Source organism: Myxococcales bacterium, from assembly GCA_016720545.1.
Classification (GTDB): domain Bacteria; phylum Myxococcota_A; class Polyangia; order Polyangiales; family Polyangiaceae; genus JAAFHV01.
Window position 1 is genome coordinate 69,338 of sequence record JADKKK010000017.1, and the last position, 18,804, is coordinate 88,141.

The following is an 18,804-nucleotide window of genomic DNA, read 5'->3' on the forward strand; positions in this document are numbered from 1 at the left end:
TAGACCCGAGCAATGTGTCGCCCTCGTGACGAACCCGTACCTTCTTCGGAGATGCGTCAGCGCCCCGAGAGCCAGGTCGTGAACGGCGAGTCCTCTCCACCGACGCCGAGCAGGCGCCCGGCGCCGCGCCCCACGTCCCCGAGCGTCACCTCTGCACCGGGCCCCTCGCCGCGCGGTACGCGCGGTCCCGACACGAGCAGGAAGCCGAACCGCGACTCGGGGAACGCCGCGCCGTGGTCACGGAAGCCGTACGAGCGCCCGTGGTCCGTGACCACCATCACGGTCGTGTTTCGTCCGCGCTCTCCCTCGGCGGCGAGCGTGGCGCGCAACGCACCGAGGAACGCGTCGGCGCGCCCGAGCGCGGTGACGTAGGCCGCGTAGTTCCCTGCGTGTGCGAGCTCGTCGGTGTCGCCGAGGCCCACGAACAGCACGTCGGGGCGCTTCGCCTCGAGCACGCGGATGGCGAGCTCCGCGGTGGCCCAGTCGGGTCGGTAGTCGGCGGCCCCGGGCGACGGCGACAGCGCCGCGTCGCGCTCGAGCAGCGACTCGATGAGCGTGTCGCCCTCCGAGTCGAGGTGCCCCTCGTGCCGTCCACACGACGCGTCCAGCAGCTCCGGGGCCTGAGCCGCCGCGAGGCAGATTCGCTCCCACGAGGTCACCACGGACGCGCGAAGACCGGCGAGCACCGCCGCGTCCACCAGCGTCGGCGCGCGCGTGCGGCCGCACTCGTTGGAGGCGCAGCGGCTCGGCGAGCCCGTGAACATCTCCGTGTACCCCGGCAGCGACACGTACGCCGGCCCCGACGCCACGACCGCCTCGTCGCTCCCGATGAGGCGCCCTGCGTCTGCGAGGGCGTACAGGTTCGGCAGCAGCTCACGGCCCGAGCGAGGTGCGTGGCCTTGAACACGCGCGGGATCCTCGCCCTCGAAGACCTCGCGAGGCCGCACGCCGTCGATCGCGACGATGACGACGGGCTCGGCCGTCGTGCGTGGCCGTATCCGCCCGCGGGTCGCGGTCCGTGAGAACGCCGACTGGACCTCCGAGACCCGCGGCTCGGCGAGCGCGTGGCTCGCGCCGTGCCCGACCACGAAGAGGCCCAGAGCCCCGACCAAGAGAGGACGCCATCGCATGACTCACAGCATGAGGCGCCAACGTGACGCTCGCATTCCGCGCGCGTCGAAGTTTGGCTGCAAATAGGACAATTCGCAGCGACGGACTCGTGACGATGGCGCGTCGCGCAGGCGTGGCTAATTTACTTTCGCCGTATTCGCGTCCTTCGCGTCCTTCGCGTCCCTCGCCGGCGCGAGGCGCACCTGCCCGTCGTGGTCGGCGTCCACGTAAAACGGCGTCGTGAAGGCGATGGCTCGCGCGTCGGTCTCGTGGAGCACGCGAGGCAGCGGGCGCTTCGCCTCGACCCACACGGTCACCGTTCGGTCGCGATCCACGGGGAGGGTCACGTCGGCCTCGAAGCGCACGCCGGCGCCCGTCGCGGTGACGGGGAGCGACCGCGTGACGCCGCCATCGAGCCAGATCTCGACGGTCTCGACGGGCACCCACGCGGGCGCGAGCACGCGCACGTGGAGCTTCATGGTCTTGCCGCGGGGCGTGACCACGTCGCCGGGCAGCTGGCCGTCGAGGCGCGCGTCGATGAAGGCGCCCGAGCTCACGACGGTGTGGCGCTGTTTGACGGCCGAGATCACGCGCTGCTCCAGGGGCTCGGTCGTCGCCGTCTTGGGGTCGAGCAGCACGAAAGTGCGCGGGTAGCCCGGCTCCTCGAACACCAGTTTGTGCGAGTCGCTGTTGCCCGTGGCGGCCACCTTCTTCCCGCGCCGCGCGAGGCCGACGAGATCGCGCAGCCCCTCCCGTACGCGCGCCGGCGACTCGAGCCAGATGCCGTTGTGGGCCTCGACCGCGTCGAAGTCCTCGGCGAAGTCGGCGCCGGCGCGCCCGCTCTCGGAGTCGAAGTCGGCTTGGTTGAAGTACCCGATGCGCGGCGGCATGCGCGGGTGGTTCACCTGCACGATGGCGGCGCCCGCCCGCCGCGCGCCGGCGAAGAGCTCGCGTGGGGCGACGTCGAAGTAGGGAATGGTGGCGTCCTCCGGGGCGAGGGTCGCCGCGGGGAGCGGGAAGGCGTTGAAGTGTCCCCATAGGCGCGCGCCGGACGAGGTGATCTCGTCGCCGATCGCGAGCGCGGGGAGCAGCGCGGGCGGTGTGGGTGCGAGCTTCTGCACGGCTCGCGAGTAGTCGGTGATGCGGTTGTGGTCCGTCGCGACGGCGAAGGCGAGCCCCTCGCACGCGAGCGTCGTCACGCGCTGGGCGAGCGACACGCTCGAGTCGGGGCTCGGCGCCGCGTGCAGGTGAAAGTCGGCCGAGAGCACGTCGGCGGGCAGTACGCGGCGGAGGTCGAAGGCGAGCCGCTCGGTGGCGCCTGGGGCGAGCGTCAGGTGGCGCTCCTCCATGGTGCTCTCGAGGCCGCGCGCGACGAGCACGTGGTAGCTGCCCGGTTGGAGCGCGAGCTCGCCGCCACCGTCGATCGAGTAGAGGTTGTTCCTCTCGGCCACGCGCGCGAGCTTCTCTCCGCGAGCCCCGAGGTCGACCAGCTCGGGATCCGGCGTGCCGTGCTCGCCGTACACCAGGGCGTGAAACGGCGCCGGGACGGCCCCGTCCGGGCCCGCGAGGCGCACCGCGAGCGACAGCCGCGCCGCCTTCGGGCAGGTCGCCGTGGCGAGCGCGGGATCGCCCTGTCGTGCGCGCGCGCAGCGCTGGCCCGAAGCGTCGCGGAGCTCGATCTCGGCAGCGAACCCCTCGGGCACGCGCAGCTCGGCGCCCTCGGCCGGCACGTCGAGCCGGGTGATGGGGGTGCCGTCGGCGTCGAGGAAGGTCGCCGAGCCTGGCGTGCCCGACATTGCGAGCGCGAGGGGGACCGTCTTGAGCGCGAGCGCGCCGAGCGCGGCGGCGGGCCTCTCCGGTACGAGGCGCAAGCGCACCGACGCGGTGGCGCCCTCGTACGTGAGCGCGACGGGGCTCGGGAAGACCTCCTTGGCGATGTGCACGAGTCGCCGGGTCGCCTGGCCCGAGCCCTCGATGAGCAGGGTGCTGCGCGGCCCCTCCACGGCGAGCGCGGCGAACGGGTGCGTGCCCTCCCACGCCGCGCCGCCACGATCGAGCACCACGGGCGAGGGCCCCGGGCCGAGCTCCTGCCCGAGCTTGGCCCCCGCGGGGAGGCCGTCGGCGCGGAGCGTGGTCGTGAGCGCGCCCTCGGGCGAGGGGCACGCGGAGGCGGTGAGCGATACGCCGTCGACGACGCCGGCGACCTCGACGCCGCGCGCGCCGCCGGGGCAGGCGATCTCGCGCGCAGCGGCGACCAGCGCGTGGACCACGCCGTCGGACGCGACCCACGCAGGGCGGAGCCACAGCAGCGGATCTTCGTCGTCTTGGGCGTCGAGATCGGCGTCGAGGAGCGCCCCGCGGAGCGGCTTCTTCCCGGCTCCGTCCGGCGCGGTCGAAAATGTGTAGAGTGCACGCGAAGTCGCCACGACGAGGTCGCCGACCCGCCCGTAGGCGTGGGCCGCGTGCCGAGCGCTCGTCCGCGCGTAGGGCGGCGGCGTGCCGGCGACGACGTGGGTCGCGGCGGTGTCGGCGGCAGGGAGCGGCGTGCGGGGCGGAGCCGGGGCGTCCCGGCAGTGGAGCACGGCGAGCGCGAGGGCGATGGACGAGGTCACACCGAGCGGCGTTCGCTTGCGGGAGAGTGTGCGGGGGAACGGGCGCGTGCTCATGGAGGGCTCCTCACGACGTGGGCGTCTCACCGCGCGGGCTCGCGCGCCGAGACGACGATGGCTTGCTGGATGGGGCCGCGTAGGGCGAGCTCCTCGCGTCCGCGGGGGCCGAAGAACGCGGCCCCGGTCGACGGGCCTCCGTCGAGCGAGAGCGCGTCGCTGCAGCCCTTCGCCTCGAGGTAGCGGCCGAGCGCGTAGAGCGAGGGGCCTCGCTCGGCGTCCTTCGCGATCACGAACGCGAGGGTGCGACCGCGGTCGCGGAGGCACACGGCGGTGCGCTCCGCGCGCTTGCCGTCGTCGCGGCGCACGTTGGCCTTCCCTCCGACGACGAGCCGCGGCCTGCACTGCACGGCGAGCTCCGGCGCGCGCGCGGCGTCGTAGCTCTCGGTCTCGAGCACCGCGGCCTCTGCGCCGGTGACCTCGAGCACGCCGCCGGACAGCGGCCGCGAGAAACGCGAGCGCCGGACGCCGCGGCTCACGGAGAGCCCGAGCGGCGCGTCCCGCGTGTCGAAGAAGCCGGCGTTCGTGGCGAACAGCGCGCCGCGCCCCCCGAGGGCCGCCTGGAGATCGCGCGTGCCGTGGAGGTCGAACAGCTCGAGCGTGACCTCGGCCAGCGAGAACGTGAACCAGTCGGCGACGAAGCGCTCGCCTACCGCCTCGGCGTCCTCGCGCGTGTGGGGCGTGAGCCGCTGGGGGCGCGCCGCGGCCTCGTCGGCCGACGCGACGCTCGTGGCGCGCGCCTCCGGAGCGGCGTCGTCGGCTCGGCCCGCGCGGCAGGCGGACATCGAGAGGCCGCATGAGGCGGCGAGCACCCACACGGCGGTCGTCGCGCTGGACAGGGAATGCGGGAGGGCGGGCGCGGCGCGATCGGGGCGCATGTGCCCCGTTCTCGACCGATTTGCGCCCACGGTCACCTTTTCTGCGAGACGCGTCCGGGGTGGGGGGCCGTCTAACGAACCAACGAAGGGAGCACGCCTGGGAGGGCGATGCCGTAAAGCTCGGACTTGGAGCCGCGCACGAGCAGGTTCTTCAGCGCTTCGCCGAGCGGGCGCCCCTCGTGGAGCACCGCGAAGACCTCGTCGGTGATGGGCATCTCGACGCCGAGCTTGGCGCCGAGCGCGTGCGCCGCCGCCGACGTGTTGTAGCCCTCGGCCACGCTGCGCTGGGAGGCGACGTAGGCGGCCGGATCGACGCCCTCGGCCACCTTCAGCCCGAGGGTGCGGTTGCGCGAGAGGGCGCCGGTGCAGGTGAGCACCAGATCCCCCATGCCCGCCATCCCCATGAACGTCAGGGGATCGGCGCCGAGCGCCACTCCGAGGCGCGCCATCTCGGAGAGGCCTCGCGTCATGAGGGCGGCCCTCGCGTTGAGCCCAAGGCCGAGGCCGTCGCAGGTGCCCGTCGCGACGGCGATGACGTTCTTGATGGCGCCGCCTACCTGCACGCCGACCGGATCGGTGCTGGTGTACACGCGGAACGCGGGTGAGTGGAGCGCCTCTTGGAGGGCCTCGGCGCACGCGAGGTCGCGCGCGGCCACCACCGAGTCGGTGGGCAGCCCGCTCGCGACCTCCTTCGCGAAATTGGGCCCCGACATGAACGCGACGCGCGAGGGGTCGACGGAAGGCGCACATTCGGCGAGCACCTCGCTCATCAGCTTCAGCGAGCCCTCCTCGAGGCCCTTGGTCGCGACGAGCACGCGCGCCGCATCGCTCAGCAGCCGCGCGACGTGCCCCGCGATGTCGCGGAAGAACGCCGAGGGCGGCACGAGGACGACGATCTCGGCGCCGGTGAGCGCCTGCGCGTAGTCGTCGCTCGCACGGAGCGAGGCGGGCAGCTCGATACCTGGAAGATACAGCTTGTTCTCCCGGGACTCGCCCACGTCGCGCGCGACCTCCGCCTCGTGCGCCCACAGCGTGACGTCATGGCGGCGTCGCGCGAGGTGCGCGGCGATCGCGGTTCCCCAGGCCCCGGCGCCTACTACGGTGATGCGGCTCACGGCGCGAGCGTACCACCCCGGCGCGCGGTGGTGTCGTCGCCGTCGCCCGCGGGCTCCCGAGCGGACGCTCGCGGTCTGGTAGGCTCGGCGTGTGGATCTCTTTCAGCCGGCGTACATCGCGGACTGGGCGCGCGCCTTCGTGCTCACCCAGGCGGTCGAGGCGCCCATCTACCGGCGCGTCGGGCGGGTCCCCGTGTGGGCCGCCGTCGCGCCCTCCGCCATCACGCACCCCTTCGTGTGGTTCGCGTTCCCGCGGCTCCAAGAACACGGAGTGAGCTACCTCCACATGGCGCTGATCTCCGAGGCCTTCGCGTGGGCGGTGGAGGCGCTGTTCCTCGCGCGCGCCGTGCGCATCCCGTGGCGGCGCGCGTGCCTGTTGTCGCTGCTCGCGAACGCCGCCAGCGTGGCGGTGGGCCTCATTCTCCGCGAGCTCGGGCTCGTGTGAGGTCGGGCTTGGTCGCCCTCACTAGCTAGGGGCGCACGTGCCTGGCCCGGGCGGCGCGCTCCGCAAGCGACAGCGCCGCCACGTCGTCCGGCCCCAGCACGCTCTCGGCGTCGGCGATCGCGCGCGGGTCGTCGCCGGCGAGGATGCGGGTGCGCGCCTCGTCGCGCCCCGTGAGCAGATCGAACGCGGGGATGTCGTCGACGAACTCGTAGCGCTCGGTGCGGAAGCGGAAGTGCTCGGGGTGGGCCTGCTGCGCGAGGGCCACGAGGGCGAGGTACGTCGCGTAGGGGCGGAGCGCCCGCGCGTCGGTCACGTGGATCTGCACGCCCCCGCAGAGCTGCCCGGCGTGCTTGTGGAAGGTGGGCTGGAAGGTCACCGGACGCGCGCGGAAGCCCGGAAGCCCCGTGGCGTGCAGGCCTCGCGCGAGGCGCTCGCCGTCGACCCAGGGCGCGCCCGTGAGCTCGAACGGCCGCGTCGTGCCGCGCCCGTCGGAGAGGTTCGTTCCCTCGAGGAGGCAGCCGCCGGGGTACACGAGCGCGGTCTCGTAGGTGGGCATGTTCGGCGACGTCATCACGAACGGGCGATCCCAGTCACGTGCGGACGCCGCGTCGTCCACGCCCTCGCATGGGACGATGGAGAGCGCGCCCTCCGGGAGCCCCTCGACCTCGGCGCGCCACGCGCACACCTCGCCGAGCGTCAGCCCGTGCCGAACGGGTACGGGTTCGAGCCCCACGAACGAGCGGAAGCGCGGGTCGAGCGAGCGGCCCTCGCGCAGGGCCTTCCCGAGCGGGTTTGGGCGATCGAGCACCAGCGTGGGCACCCCGAGCTTCGCGGCGACGCGGAGCACGAGCACCGCGGTCCATATGAAGGTGTAGTAGCGCGCGCCGATGTCTTGGAGGTCGATGACGACCAGCTCGCAGCCCTCGAGGTCTTCCTCGCGTGGCGAGAGGTCGGCGACCTCGGCGCCGTACAGGCTGCGGATCGGCGTGCCGTGCAGATCGCGTGCGTCGGTGACGCCGATCATGTCCTGCGCCTCGCCGCCGTAGCCGTGCTCGGGCCCGAGGATGACGCGGGGGCGTCGCCCGAGGCGCGCGAGCAGGGTGCTCACGTGCTCGAGGTCTCGGGTGACCGAGGCGGGGTGGGCGAGCAGCGCGAAGGCGCGGTCGCGGAGTCGGGAGGCGAGGCGCGGTTCGTCCGCGAGGCGGTCAGTGCCGGTCTTCACTCGCGCAGGCTACCGCGTCTCGCGGCGAGCGCCGCGAGCGTCGACACCGCAAGGAGTAGCGTTCGAAATGGTGAATGAAGTCAACGTGTTGATGCCTATGTGTCCTCGCTATGAAATAGTTGCGCGGGCGGGTAGGCTGCCCGCATGCGCCGCGTGCTGGTCGTAGACGACGAAGAGAACATCCGCCTCGTGCTCCGCACGCTCCTACGGAAGAGCGGGTACGAGGTGGCCGTCGCCGACAACGGCGAGAGCGCGCTCGCCTTGGTCGACTCGTTCGCCCCAGACGTGATCCTCACCGACGTGCGCATGCCCAAGATGGGGGGGCTCGACCTGCTCGCGGCCCTCCGCGCCCGCGAGAACCCGGCGACCGTGATCGTCATGAGCGCCTACGGCAACGTCGACCTCGCGCTCGAGGCGATGAAGGCGGGCGCGTACGACTACGTGAGCAAGCCCTTCAAGCCAGACGAGATCGTGCTCGTGCTGCGCAAGGCCGAGGAGCGCGAGTCGCTGCGGCGCGAGAACCGCGCCCTCCGCGAGCAGATCCGCAGCGAGCAGCGCTTCGAGACCATCCTCGCGAAGAGCGCGCCGATGCTGGCCATCTTCCGGATGATCACCAAGATCGCCGAGTACAAGACCACAGTGCTCGTGACCGGCGAGAGCGGCGTCGGCAAGGAGCTCGTGGCGCGCGCCATCCACGCGCGGTCTTCGCGCCAGGCGGGGGCGTTCGTCGCGATCAACTGCGGGGCCATCCCCGAGGCGCTCCTCGAGAGCGAGCTGTTCGGTCACAAGAAGGGCGCCTTCACCGACGCCGTGTCCGACCGTCGTGGGTTGTTCGAGGAGGCGTCGGGCGGCACGCTCCTGCTCGACGAAATCGGCGAGCTGCCCCTGCCGTTGCAGGTGAAGCTCCTCCGCGTGCTGCAGGAGGAGACCCTGCGTCGCGTGGGCGACACGCGCGACACCAAGGTGGACGTGCGCATCATCGCGGCCACGCACCGGGACCTCGCCGCCGAGGTGAAGGCCGGGCGCTTCCGCGAGGACCTCTACTACCGCATCAACGTGCTGCCGGTGGTGATCCCGCCGCTCCGAGAGCGCAAGGAGGACGTGCCGCTGCTCGTGGAGCATTTCCTCACGCGCAACAACGCGCGCCTCGGCACCTCGCTGCGGGGGCTCTCGACCGACGCGCGGAAGCTCATGCTCGAGTACGCGTGGCCGGGCAACGTGCGCGAGCTCGAGAACACCATCGAACGCGCGATGGTGCTCGCGGAGGGCGATCTCATCGAGGTGGGAGATCTCCCCGAGCGGCTCCGCGAGACGCTCGACCCGGTGAAAGCCCAGCTCGCCTCCGGGGAGCTCAGCATCAAGAAGACCTCCGCCGCGGTGGAGGAGATCCTGATTCGGCGCGCACTGCAGAAGACCAAGGGCAACCGCACGCGCGCCGCCGAGATCTTGGAGATCAGCCACCGGGCGCTGCTCTACAAGATCAAGGACTACAAGATCACCGAGTAGGGGCGCGTGCGTGCGCGGGCTCGCGCCCAGGCACGCGTCACGGCAGGTGGCCCTTCCCGCCCTCCTCGGAGAGGTGGTCCTTGTCGTACCAGGCGTACGCCTTCCGGTAGCCCGCGCGGAAGAGGCCCGCGCTCACCCCCGCCGCGATGAGCCCGAAGATGATGGCGGCGGCGTTCATCGTCGGCCTGTCGCCCAGGTACGCGGCGCGCTCCCACCCGAGCGCGTGCACTACGGGCACGCGGACGCCGGAGGTGACGCGCTGCTGCTGGATGGCGTAGTAGCCGCGCGACGCGATCTCGCGCTCGAAGCGGTAGCCGCTCTCCGTGAGCACCTGCACCGCGTAGTGGTGCGTCGTCGAGCTCTTGTTCCGTGTGGTCCACGTGCGGTCACCCGTCACCTCGGCGATCTCGTGCTCCCCGAAGGTCGAGGCCGCGAGGAACGGCACCGTGACGAACACGTTGAAGACCGCCCAAACGACCGTGAGCACGGCGGTCCACCCGCGCACGAACGAGACCCGTCCCGTGTACCGCTCGTCGATCGTGCCCGACGCGAGCACCATCTTGCCGGTCCGAGGGGGCTTCAGGATCCAGCCCTGCGCGCCGTCGCGGTACGCGGTGCGCGCCCGGGGGTGCGGCCCGCGGACGAGGGTGCCGTAGGCCGAGAAGACCTCGCCCTCGCTCACTTCGCACACGCGCTCTCGCCGCGTGACGGACTCGCGCGCCGCCCGCGTCTCCAGGGCGTCGACCACGAACACGTCGTGGCTCGGCTCGACGAGCACCGCCTCGCCGTCGGCGCCGGGCTCGGTGTCGGCCTGCCGCGTGAGGTAGAACGGCTGCGCGTGCACCACGCGCTCGGTCTCCTCCCACGTGTGCCACTTCGAGTTCTTCGAGGTGTGGTTCTTCACCCGCTGCTTCACGAGGACGCGCACGGCCTCGGTCGACCCCTCGGCGAACGCGACCCTGCCGCGGACCACCTTGGAAGGCCCCGCGAACAGCGGGCCCGGGCGGGTGATCGCGTCGGCCTCTCGCCGGCCGCGGATCACGAGGGCGCGGGCATGCGCGAAGAGCGCCGCGAGGGCGGCCCCCACCGCGAAGAGCAACAGCAGCACCCCGAGCAGGAAGCTCGGTCCCGCCGACATGTGCCCGGCGGCCTCGAGATCGACGATCGAGGGATCGACGAGCACGGGGGCGAGCGCGAGGGCGCTCATGAGCGCGTCAGCTCGAAGATGCGGGCGCGGTCGAGCAGCGCGGTCTCCGCGATGGCGGCGAGCTCGGGAATGTAGAATACAACCATAGAGACTCCTATCGGGGGCTCTTCCGTGGGGCCGTTCGGCTGTCCGTCGGGGCAGGGCAGGTGGGTCGCCATGAGGCGGATCCCATGCAGACGCCGTAGCCGGCCGAGCTCGATGCGCACCATCGACGAGGGCGCGGCGAGGTCGGCCACCTCGGCGAACGTGCCCTGCGGCCCGTCGAGCACGCGCGCGATCACGGCGGTGTGCTGCGGGTCCTCGACGAGCTGGGAGGCGATCTCCGCGAGGCGCTCGTAGAGCGCGTCGCTGTCGACCGGACCGCTCACTTTGGGCAGTCGGGGAGGGCGTCGACGAAGAGGCTCCCGGCGCAGTTGCCGAAGCGCTTTTGGCAGCTCCCCGCGTCGGCGCCCGCGTCGGCGATGGCGGGCCCCGTGCACTTCTGGTCGATCGCGACGGTGAGGGCCTCCGAGAGCTCCCACGCGGCGAGGTACACGTCGTCGATGGAGCTCGGGCCTTTGGCCGCGTCGTAGGCGATCTTGCGCGTCGCGCAGGTGGCGTCCGCGGGCTCGCATGTCGCGCAATAGTCGGCCACGAGCTTCGCCTGCGCCGGCGTCTGCTGCTGGGTGCCGTACGACTTGTAGAGGCAGTCCTTCAGGACGCTCGAAGTGCAGTGTTTCGCGTCGAGGCAGGCGGCGCGGGCGCGCACGCGCTGCGCGCTGTCGGTCGCGGCCTGGTTCAGCGTGCACCACGCCTCGAACTTGGTGGCGGTGCAGTTGATGTCGTTCGGCGGCGTCTTGCACACCGCGAAGTACTCGAGCTCTTGCGCGCACACCTTCGACGGATCGAAGCTCGCCGGCCCGTCGGTGCGGGCGTCGACGCTCGGGCCGGAGTCGACCGGGGGGGTCGCTGCGTCGGTGCGTGGGACCGTGGTGGTCGACGCGTCTTCGTCGGCGATGACGGCACCGTTCGAGGTGCAGGCGTACACGGTGGCGAGCGGCATCGGAGCGAGCGCCACGAACCGGGCGAGGCGAGCGAGGCGCGCGAAACCGGACGAGCCGGACGAGCCGGACGAGCCAGACGAGCCAGACGAGCCAGACGAGCCAGACGAACGAGGCGAACGAGGCGAACGGAGCGACGGCATGGGGGTCCTGGGCGACGGGCCGGCGGGCGGCGAGCGGCGGCGAGCGATCGGTGAAGTCGCCAGTCTAGCACCGGTCGGGCCGTCGGCGCTGCGGCTCCGGCGGCGCACATTTCCCCCTAACGCTCCAGCCCGAGACGCCCGTACCATGTTCCAGTGAGCGAGAGTTTGAGGCGCATCAGCGCGGACGCCGGCCGAGCGGCGGGGGTGTTCCGGGTCTTCGCGGCAGACGACGCGGAGCTCGCACGCGTCCTCACGAGCAACACGAGCCCCGAGGGAATCTTCCTCCCGAACCCGCAGCCGCCGCCCGTCGGCACGACCATGAAGCTCGAGGCGCTCACCCGTGAGGGGCGCCTCCGCATCTGCGCGGCCGACGTGGTGGTCGTGGGCACGGTGACCGACGAGGGGCGCTCCGGCATGACTCTCCAGGTGGCCCGCGTCGAGGTGGGCTGCGGCGAGGACGTACGCTACGCCCTCGAGCGCGCCCCCGCGCCGCCGCCGCCTCGCGCGCCGGTCGACGGGAGCGCGCCCGCGGTGGGGATCGATCTCGGCACCACGTTCACGTGCGCGGCCATCGTCGAGGACGGTGAGCCCAAGGTGATCCGTTCACGCCTCGGGTACAACACGATCCCGTCCATGGTCACCTTCGACGACCAGGGCCTCCCGGTCGCAGGGCACGTCGCCGAGCGTCGCATGGTCCTCGAGCCCGAGAACGTGGTGTACGGCTCAAAGCGCATCATCGGCCGCACCTACACGAGCAGCCTCGCCGCGCAGCTCAACGCCCACGTGAAGTTCGGGCTCACGTCCGATCCCGACGGCATGGTCGCGATCAAGCTCGGCGAGCGCGTGCTCTCCCCCACCGAGATCGCCGCCTGCATCCTCGCGGAGATCAAGAAGGTCGCCGAGGCCGAGCTGCGGCGGCCCGTCACGCGCGTGGTGGTCACCGTGCCGGCGGCGTTCACGGAGAACCAGCGCAGCGCCGTGCGCACGGCGGCCGCGCGCGCCGGGCTCGACCTCATGCGCATCGTGAACGAGCCCACCGCGGCGGGCCTCGTGTTCGGGCACGGCAGCGGCGAGCGGAAGAAGATCCTGGTGTTCGACCTCGGGGGCGGCACGTTCGACGTGTCGATCCTCTCGCTCGAGGGCAGCGTGTACCGGGTGCTCGCGACCGCCGGCGACATGTTCCTGGGTGGTGTCGACATCGACAACGCCCTCGCCGCGCTCCTGCGCGAGCGCCTCACCGCCGAGCACGGCGATCGCCTGGGGCTCGACCGCCGCGGCGAGGAGCGCATCTTGGCGGCGGCGCGGGAGCTGAAACACACGCTCTCCGAGCAGCGCACCGCGACCGCGGCGGTGCCGAACCTCCGCGTGACCGGCGTCGAGAAGACCACGATTGATGTAAACTACACCGTCAAGCGCGAGGACTTCGAGGCCCGCGCGCGGCCGGTGGTGGAGCGCACCATCCGCATCTGCGACGACGCGCTCGCGATCGCGGGGCTCAAGCCTCGCGACATCGACGATGTGCTGCTCGTGGGCGGCCAGACCCGCATGCCCTTCGTCATCGCGCTCGTGGAGGAACACTTCGGGCGCAAGGCGTCGAAGCGCGTGCACCCCGACGAGGTGGTGGCCCTCGGCGCGGCCATCCTCGCCACCATGTACGACAAGGCCGGCGCGCCTGTGCTGTCCGACGTGCTCCCGCTGCCCATCGGCGTCGCCGAGCCCGACGGGCTCATGAAGATCGTGCTCGCACGCAACGCGACGTTGCCCGCCGAAGCGAAGCTCGAGCTCGAGGCGGCGCCCGGCGAGCCGCTCGAGGTGGCCGTGTTCCAGGGCGACGCGCAGTACGCGAAGTCGAACGAGTTCTTGGGCGCGTTCACGTGCCCCGTCGAGCCGCTCGCGTCGCCCTCGACGCGCACGCCGGGGGGCGCCGCAGGCGACGCCGACGCGGGCGCCCCACAGAAGATCGAGGTGAGCTTCGCCCTCAGCAACGAGTGCATCCTCACGGTCACCACGAAGAACCTGGCGACCGGCCTCGAGACCACGCACGAGCTCACGACGCAGCAGACCTCGGACGAGGTGCTCGAGCGCCTGGGCCGCGACCGCGTGGGCGCGAAGCTGCCGCCGAAGCGCCCTGACGCGAGGCCGCCGCCCTCCCAGCGCGGCGTCGCCAAGCCCAAGGCGACGGGCTTCTGGGCGTGGCTGATGAGGCTCTTCGGCCGGGAGTGAGCGGCGGGCGAGGGCGGGCCCTGAGCGGAAGTGCGCGCGCCGAGGTGCCGGACGTTCGCGCTTGACCCTGTGGCGCTCTTGGGGGTAAGAGACCGGCAGATTTTCCGACTTAGCTCAGTTGGTAGAGCAGGCGGCTGTTAACCGCCGGGTCCCAGGTTCGAGTCCTGCAGTCGGAGCCATTTCATCGGTCGTGCGAACTTCGCCGACCGGACAGTGAACAGCGGCCTCGCGGAGCGATCCTCGAGGCCGCTTCTTTTTCTCCCCGACAGTTCCGCCCGTTTGCGCGTTCGACGAGCCCGCCGCGCGCGTGGACGGCGTTCGAACAGAGAGCGAAGAGCGCGCTCGCGAGCGCTCGCTTCTCCCGCGCGGGACAGCGTTTCAGCGTCGAACTCTGTCCACCGGGGAGAGAGAGACCGAGTGCGTTTAACAGCTCGGCCCCTTCGGGCGGGACGGGTCGGCGAACGTTTAACTGGCCACCCTCGCGAGAGCGCCGACGCGCTCTCCGTCGTCGCGCGCGAGGTCCCCGCCGCCACCTTGCTCGCGCTCTTTCCGTCTGGTGTCCGCCACCATGGTGGCGTATAAAGTCGCCGAACAGAGAGCAACAAAGAGCGCAGCGACGCCCAACGCTCGGTCCTTCGGGGACTTGCGCGGGGCCTTCTCCATCGGGTCACCAGCGCATGAGCGAGCACTGTCCAGCACCGGAAGAACACCACGCGCGCGTCGCCGCGAGCCGGGTGGCGTCGTGAAGAAGCCGCCTCGCAAGAAGGCCGTCGCGGCGACGAAGCCAGCGACCGCGAGCCACGAGGACGCGCTCTTCGCTCGCGTCATCGACATTATCGAGGCGGCGCGCGGTCACGTCGCGCGCTCGGTCAACACGGCGACCGTGCAGGCCTACTGGCTCATCGGGCGCGAGATCGTCGAGGTCGAGCAGCACGGCGAGAAGCGCGCGGGCTACGGCGCGCGCGTGATCGAGGGGCTCGCAAAGCGCCTGGCAGGGCGAGTCGGCAAGGGCTTCAGCGTCCCGAACCTCCGCAACATGCGGCAGTTCTACCTCACGTACCCCGAGGGGTCGGCGCTGCCCGGGGCGCTTGGCGGCGGGACGAGTCGCCCCGAGAAACGCTCGGCGCTGCCTAGCGTTTCGGCGTCGTGGAAGATTCGCTCGGCAGTGCCTAGCGAATCGCGCAGAGGCATTCGGACAGCGGCGCTGACCGAAACTGCCGGCGTGCCCGCGCCCTTTCCGCCGTACCTCGGGTGGACGCACTACCTGCTCCTCATGCGGGTCGCGAACCCGACGGCGCGCGCGTTCTACGAGATCGAGGCCGCGCGCGAGAGCTGGGCGAGCCGCGAGCTGGAGCGGCAGATCGCGTCGCTCCTGTTCGAGCGTCTCGCGAAGAGCCGCGACAAGGAGAAGGTCCTCGCGCTCGCTCGGCGCGGACACGAGGTCGAGGTGCCCGCCGACGTGCTGAAGGACCCTTTCGTGCTCGAGTTCCTCGGGCTCGACGAGCGGTCCCACTGGCGCGAGCGCGATCTCGAGCAGGCCATCATCGATCGCATCGAGGGCTTCCTCCTCGAGCTCGGCAAGGGCTTCTGCTTCGTCGCGCGGCAGAAGCGCGTGACGCTCGAGGGCGATCACTTCTACGTCGACCTCGTCTTTTACAACCGCCTGCTCCGCTGCTTCGTGCTCGTCGATCTCAAGCTCGGCAAGCTCACGCACCAGGACCTCGGGCAGATGCAGATGTACGTGAACTTCTTCGACCGCTTCCAGCGCGCGGAGCACGAGGCGAAGACCATCGGCATCGTCCTCTGCTCGGAGAAGAACGACGCGATGGCGAAGATCACCCTGCCCGAGAACAACGAGCAGATCCTCGCCGCGCGCTACCAGATGTACCTGCCCACGGAGGAGGAGCTGCGCGCCGAGCTGGCCCGCGAGCGCGAGGCCGCGGAGCGCGCGCTGCGGCTCGCGGCGGACGTGAAGGTTCCGGGCGATGGCTGAAACTCGCAAGTGGGAGTTTAAGGCGCGCTTCCGCCGGCACGCGTTCGGTTGGAAGTCGCAGCCCGCCATCACGCGCATCAAGCAGGCTGTCACCGAGATCAAGAAGGTCGCCAAGAAGGAGCCCGTACTCGCCGCCGAGGGGGCCATCGCCTTCCTCGAGCGCGTGTCGCCCGCCCTCGAGCACGTCGACAGTTCGTCAGGAGCTATCAGGCACGGCGGTGGGCAACGCCATCGGGGAGCTGGTGCCGATCATCGCGAACGCGCCCGCCGACGCGAAGACGCGCGACGCCTGGCTCGAGCGGCTGTTCGAGGCGCATCAGGCGGACCAGATCCCGTACATCGAGCGGCTCGCCGATCACTGGGGCGAGCTGTGCGTGTCGAAGGAAGTCGCGTCCGCCTGGGCGGACACGCTCGTCGGCATCACTCGCATGGCGCTGAGCCCGGACAAGACCCTGCGCGGCCACTTCCACGGGACCTCGGCGTGCCTGAGCGCGCTCTACCGCGCCGAGCGCTTCGACGAGCTCGTCGACCTCCTGCGCGTCGACACGATCTGGCCGTACAAGCACTGGGCCGTGCGGGCGATGGCAGCGAGCGGCAAGAAGGCCGAGGCGCTTCGTTACGCTGAGTCCTGCCGGAGCCCGTGGGCGAGCGACCACGAGGTCGACTCGGTCTGCGAAGAGATCCTCCTCTCGTCCGGCCTGATCGACGAGGCCTACGCCCGCTACGGTGGACGCGCGAACCAGGGCGGCACGTACCTCGCGACGTTCCGTGCCGTCTCGAAGAAGTACCCACACAAGTCTGCGAGCGATGTCCTCGAGGATCTCGTAAAGACCACGCCTGGCGATGAAGGCAAGTGGTTCGCGGCCGCGAAGGACGCAGGGCTCTACGACGAAGCGCTCTCCCTCGCGAGCCGCACGCCCTGTGATCCGAAGACGCTCGCACGCGCCGCGCGGGACTACACCGAGAAGCAGCCAGCCTTCGCGGTCGGCGCGGGGCTCTTGTCGCTGTACTGGCTCGTGCAGGGCTACGGCTACGAGATCACCGGCGCCGACGTGTGGGACGCCTACCGCGCGACGCTCGCGGCCGCGGAGCGCCACGGCAGCGCGGCCGAGGTGCGGGAGCGCGTTCGAAAGCTGGTCGCAGCAGAGGGCGCAGGCGAGCGCTTCGTGACGAAGGTGCTCGGCAGGGAGCTGGGGCTGTGACTCGCCTGCGCGATCGACGCCTTTCGTCCACCCTCTCGGAGGAGGAAGTCCGCCTCCTCACGCGGCCGACTGAGCTGCCGCCGCAGCCGTGGCGGTACACCGTCACGCCCAACCTCGTCGACAGCCTCGTCCGCATCGCGGACGCCGCGGGCCAGATGACCGCGGCACCGCTCTCGTACTACCGGCGCAAGGAGCTGGAGGCGCGGGCCAAGCTCATGCGGATCATCTGGGTCGTCGGCGGCAGCTTCCGGAGCGTGAAGCTCGAAGAAGTCGAGGCCGTGCTTGGTGGCGCGCGCCTCGTCGAGAAGCGCGAGCCAATCGCCGAGGCGATCCGTCGCGCGGCGATCGTCGAGGATGCGCTCGCCCACTACTCGACAGCGCGAGGCAGCTCCGACAACCGGCTCACGCCGGAGCTAGCCATGGCGTACGAGCGCGCGAGCCAGGGCACGTCCAGTCTGAGGGAGGCGCGTTGGCTGGCGTATTCGATGCGTGAGCGGGGCAAGCTCCTCGACCTGAACAAGGATGCGACCAAAGTGCCGCCATCGGTAAAGGCGATGTTCGACTGGACGAACCAGGACCCGCTCGTGTCCAAGTCGGCCGTGCTGCGAGCCGCGACGTTCTACTGGGGGCTGAAGCTGCTGTATCCCGCCTGGCGTTCCGTCAGCGTCGTCCTGCACCACGAGCTACGCGCCGGGCGCGTCGACGCCAACGGGCTCTTGATGCTGACCGAGGCGACGGTGGCGCAGCACGAGCTTCTCGACACGGCGCGGATCGACCTGCTCGAGACCGACGAAGGCGACCTCACGAAGTACTTCGAGCTGTTCACCTCGGCGTTGCTGCGCGTGCTCTGGGAGCGGCTCGAGGCGCTCGGGCGCGTACGGGACAACGAGGAGCACCTCCCCTGGAAGGTTGTCGCGCCCCCCGACGCGCTCGACGCGGATCTGTACGAGGTGGTCGAGCGGCTCGGCCAGGCGGGCAGCGCGGCGATCGTGGCGGGGCTCGGGAAGAACGCGCCGCCCCTTCGCACCGTGCAGCGGCGGCTCCAGAAGCTGGTCAGCGACGGGGTGCTCGCCAAGCGCGGGGCGAGGAAGAACGCGGTCTACACGCTGGCCGGGCGGGATGGGAGCGGATGATCGGCGGGACGCTGTGAGCGCGGAGAAGGCGTCCCGACGTGGAGCACAAAGAGCGGGCATTCGGATCCTTCCGCTAACTATCCGCCACGGTTGGCGGATAAGCGAACGCCGTCCAGAGCGCGCAAGTGGCTGATATTGCGGGCGTCTGTCGCGCCTGCTGTTAGCGGGACGGTCGCGAGTTCGATTAACTGTCCCAGAGCCATTCACGCGGGGTCGCGGAAACGCGACCCGGCACTTTTTAACAGCGGCCTCGGAGAGCGATCTCCGGGGCCGTTGCGTTTCTCCCCCACGTTTCCGCGACCTTCGACGCTCGGCGAGCACGACGCGCGCGTGGACAGCGTTCGCGCAGAGAGCGCCGCGGGCGTGAAGGAGCGCTCGACGAGGGCGCTCTGGACGGCGTTCGCGCTCTCTCTTCTGGCCCGCGGGGAGAGAGGAACCGAGAGCGTTTAACAGCGGAGCCCGTTTTCGCGGGACGGAGCCGCTGACGTTTAACTGGCCGGCGGCTCGACGGGCTCCGCGCGGACCATTGCCCAGCCAGACGCTGAAGAGGAAGAGTAACCGGTGCACATGGCGCGCGCGGCGTCGGAGGAGCGCGACCCACTGGGCAGGGCAAGACGGCAAGCGGGGGGGCTCGCGGCGAGCTGATCACGAAGCGGGAGCGGAGGTCGTCCCCGCTGTAGCGCCTCGCTCTCCGTCATGATCGCCCGCCCGAATTCTCCCGCGCTCTCTGCCCGTTCGTTCACCTGAGACGTCGGGCGAGTCCGGGAGGTTTCGCTGGGAAGTGGTCGCCGACGGCGAGGGCGCGCGAGCATGCGGGAACAAAAGGAGTGAGCCCGAGCGTCTGACCACGCTCGGGCTCGTGTCGGTGCCGTGCAGCTGCTTTGGAAGTGCCCGCTCTCCGACGAGCGGTACGTTAGCGAA

At 71.1% G+C, this 18,804-nt stretch carries 13 protein-coding genes, 1 tRNA gene and 1 pseudogene; 7 read left to right on the top strand and 8 right to left on the bottom strand.

All coding sequences use genetic code 11. The features are described 5' to 3' along the window. Positions 1 to 56 precede the first annotated feature (56 nt). The 4 genes from IPQ09_23880 to IPQ09_23895 all read right to left on the bottom strand — a co-directional run bounded on the left by IPQ09_23880 (position 57) and on the right by IPQ09_23895 (position 5,769). Positions 57 to 1,130 carry an alkaline phosphatase family protein gene (locus IPQ09_23880; protein MBL0197212.1) on the bottom strand — a complete coding sequence of 358 codons (1,074 nt, stop codon included), beginning with the start codon at positions 1,128 to 1,130 and terminating at the stop codon, positions 57 to 59. A 117-nt stretch (positions 1,131 to 1,247) separates the two neighbouring features. Beyond that, positions 1,248 to 3,776 (bottom strand): CehA/McbA family metallohydrolase, encoded by a 2,529-nt coding sequence (locus tag IPQ09_23885; protein MBL0197213.1) that lies wholly within the window; start codon positions 3,774 to 3,776, stop codon positions 1,248 to 1,250. A gap of 26 nt (positions 3,777 to 3,802) precedes the next feature. After that, the gene (locus IPQ09_23890; protein MBL0197214.1) at positions 3,803 to 4,654 is read right to left on the bottom strand and encodes a phosphodiester glycosidase family protein; all 852 of its coding nucleotides are present in this window, start codon (positions 4,652 to 4,654) and stop codon (positions 3,803 to 3,805) included. 71 nt (positions 4,655 to 4,725) lie between these two features. Beyond that, positions 4,726 to 5,769, bottom strand: coding sequence for an NAD(P)-dependent glycerol-3-phosphate dehydrogenase (locus IPQ09_23895; protein MBL0197215.1), 1,044 nt, complete (start codon positions 5,767 to 5,769; stop codon positions 4,726 to 4,728). Positions 5,770 to 5,860: 91 nt separating this feature from the next. On the opposite strand from IPQ09_23895, the gene IPQ09_23900 reads away from it, so the two are divergent. Continuing rightward, positions 5,861 to 6,214: a hypothetical protein gene (locus tag IPQ09_23900; protein MBL0197216.1), complete on the top strand. Its 354-nt coding sequence runs from the start codon at positions 5,861 to 5,863 to the stop codon at positions 6,212 to 6,214. Positions 6,215 to 6,239: 25 nt separating this feature from the next. On the opposite strand, the gene IPQ09_23905 is transcribed toward IPQ09_23900, so the two are convergent. Then, entirely contained in the window at positions 6,240 to 7,436 is a 1,197-nt protein-coding gene (locus IPQ09_23905; protein MBL0197217.1) for a DUF1343 domain-containing protein, read from the bottom strand. A gap of 144 nt (positions 7,437 to 7,580) precedes the next feature. Here IPQ09_23905 and IPQ09_23910 point away from each other — a divergent pair, with 144 nt between their 5' ends. Further along, positions 7,581 to 8,942 (top strand): sigma-54-dependent Fis family transcriptional regulator, encoded by a 1,362-nt coding sequence (locus tag IPQ09_23910; protein MBL0197218.1) that lies wholly within the window; start codon positions 7,581 to 7,583, stop codon positions 8,940 to 8,942. Positions 8,943 to 8,979: 37 nt separating this feature from the next. Here the strand turns inward: IPQ09_23910 and IPQ09_23915 are convergent, their stop codons facing one another. The 3 genes from IPQ09_23915 to IPQ09_23925 are packed head-to-tail and all read right to left on the bottom strand — an operon-like array spanning position 8,980 to position 11,206. Then, positions 8,980 to 10,149, bottom strand: a complete 1,170-nt coding sequence (locus IPQ09_23915) for a hypothetical protein (protein MBL0197219.1) — start codon at positions 10,147 to 10,149, stop codon at positions 8,980 to 8,982. Beyond that, positions 10,146 to 10,517: a hypothetical protein gene (locus tag IPQ09_23920; protein MBL0197220.1), complete on the bottom strand. Its 372-nt coding sequence runs from the start codon at positions 10,515 to 10,517 to the stop codon at positions 10,146 to 10,148. The genes IPQ09_23915 and IPQ09_23920 overlap by 4 nt, the downstream gene beginning before the upstream one ends. After that, the gene (locus IPQ09_23925; protein ID MBL0197221.1) at positions 10,514 to 11,206 is read right to left on the bottom strand and encodes a hypothetical protein; all 693 of its coding nucleotides are present in this window, start codon (positions 11,204 to 11,206) and stop codon (positions 10,514 to 10,516) included. Before IPQ09_23925 ends, IPQ09_23920 begins: the two co-directional genes overlap by 4 nt. 279 nt (positions 11,207 to 11,485) lie before the next feature. Here IPQ09_23925 and IPQ09_23930 point away from each other — a divergent pair, with 279 nt between their 5' ends. The 5 genes and pseudogenes from IPQ09_23930 to IPQ09_23950 all read left to right on the top strand — a co-directional run bounded on the left by IPQ09_23930 (position 11,486) and on the right by IPQ09_23950 (position 17,883). Then, positions 11,486 to 13,555 carry an Hsp70 family protein gene (locus IPQ09_23930; protein ID MBL0197222.1) on the top strand — a complete coding sequence of 690 codons (2,070 nt, stop codon included), beginning with the start codon at positions 11,486 to 11,488 and terminating at the stop codon, positions 13,553 to 13,555. A 103-nt stretch (positions 13,556 to 13,658) separates the two neighbouring features. Beyond that, positions 13,659 to 13,734, top strand: a tRNA-Asn gene (locus IPQ09_23935). Between the two features lie 389 nt (positions 13,735 to 14,123). Further along, the gene (locus IPQ09_23940) at positions 14,124 to 15,548 is read left to right on the top strand and encodes a DUF1016 family protein (GenBank protein ID MBL0197223.1); all 1,425 of its coding nucleotides are present in this window, start codon (positions 14,124 to 14,126) and stop codon (positions 15,546 to 15,548) included. Further along, positions 15,541 to 16,750, top strand: a pseudogene (locus IPQ09_23945) (hypothetical protein). The gene IPQ09_23940 and the pseudogene IPQ09_23945 overlap by 8 nt, the downstream one beginning before the upstream one ends. Continuing rightward, entirely contained in the window at positions 16,747 to 17,883 is a 1,137-nt protein-coding gene (locus IPQ09_23950; protein ID MBL0197224.1) for a hypothetical protein, read from the top strand. Before IPQ09_23945 ends, IPQ09_23950 begins: the two are co-directional and overlap by 4 nt. Positions 17,884 to 18,804 lie beyond the last annotated feature (921 nt).

Bases quoted from the DNA above. Each gene is read 5' to 3' on its own strand.
- IPQ09_23880 (MBL0197212.1), bottom strand. From the start codon at position 1,130: ATGCGATGGCGTCCTCTCTTGGTCGGGGCTCTGGGCCTCTTCGTGGTC.
- IPQ09_23885 (MBL0197213.1), bottom strand. From the start codon at position 3,776: ATGAGCACGCGCCCGTTCCCCCGCACACTCTCCCGCAAGCGAACGCCG.
- IPQ09_23890 (MBL0197214.1), bottom strand. From the start codon at position 4,654: ATGCGCCCCGATCGCGCCGCGCCCGCCCTCCCGCATTCCCTGTCCAGC.
- IPQ09_23910 (MBL0197218.1), top strand. From the start codon at position 7,581: ATGCGCCGCGTGCTGGTCGTAGACGACGAAGAGAACATCCGCCTCGTG.
- IPQ09_23915 (MBL0197219.1), bottom strand. From the start codon at position 10,149: ATGAGCGCCCTCGCGCTCGCCCCCGTGCTCGTCGATCCCTCGATCGTC.
- IPQ09_23940 (MBL0197223.1), top strand. From the start codon at position 14,124: ATGGTGGCGTATAAAGTCGCCGAACAGAGAGCAACAAAGAGCGCAGCG.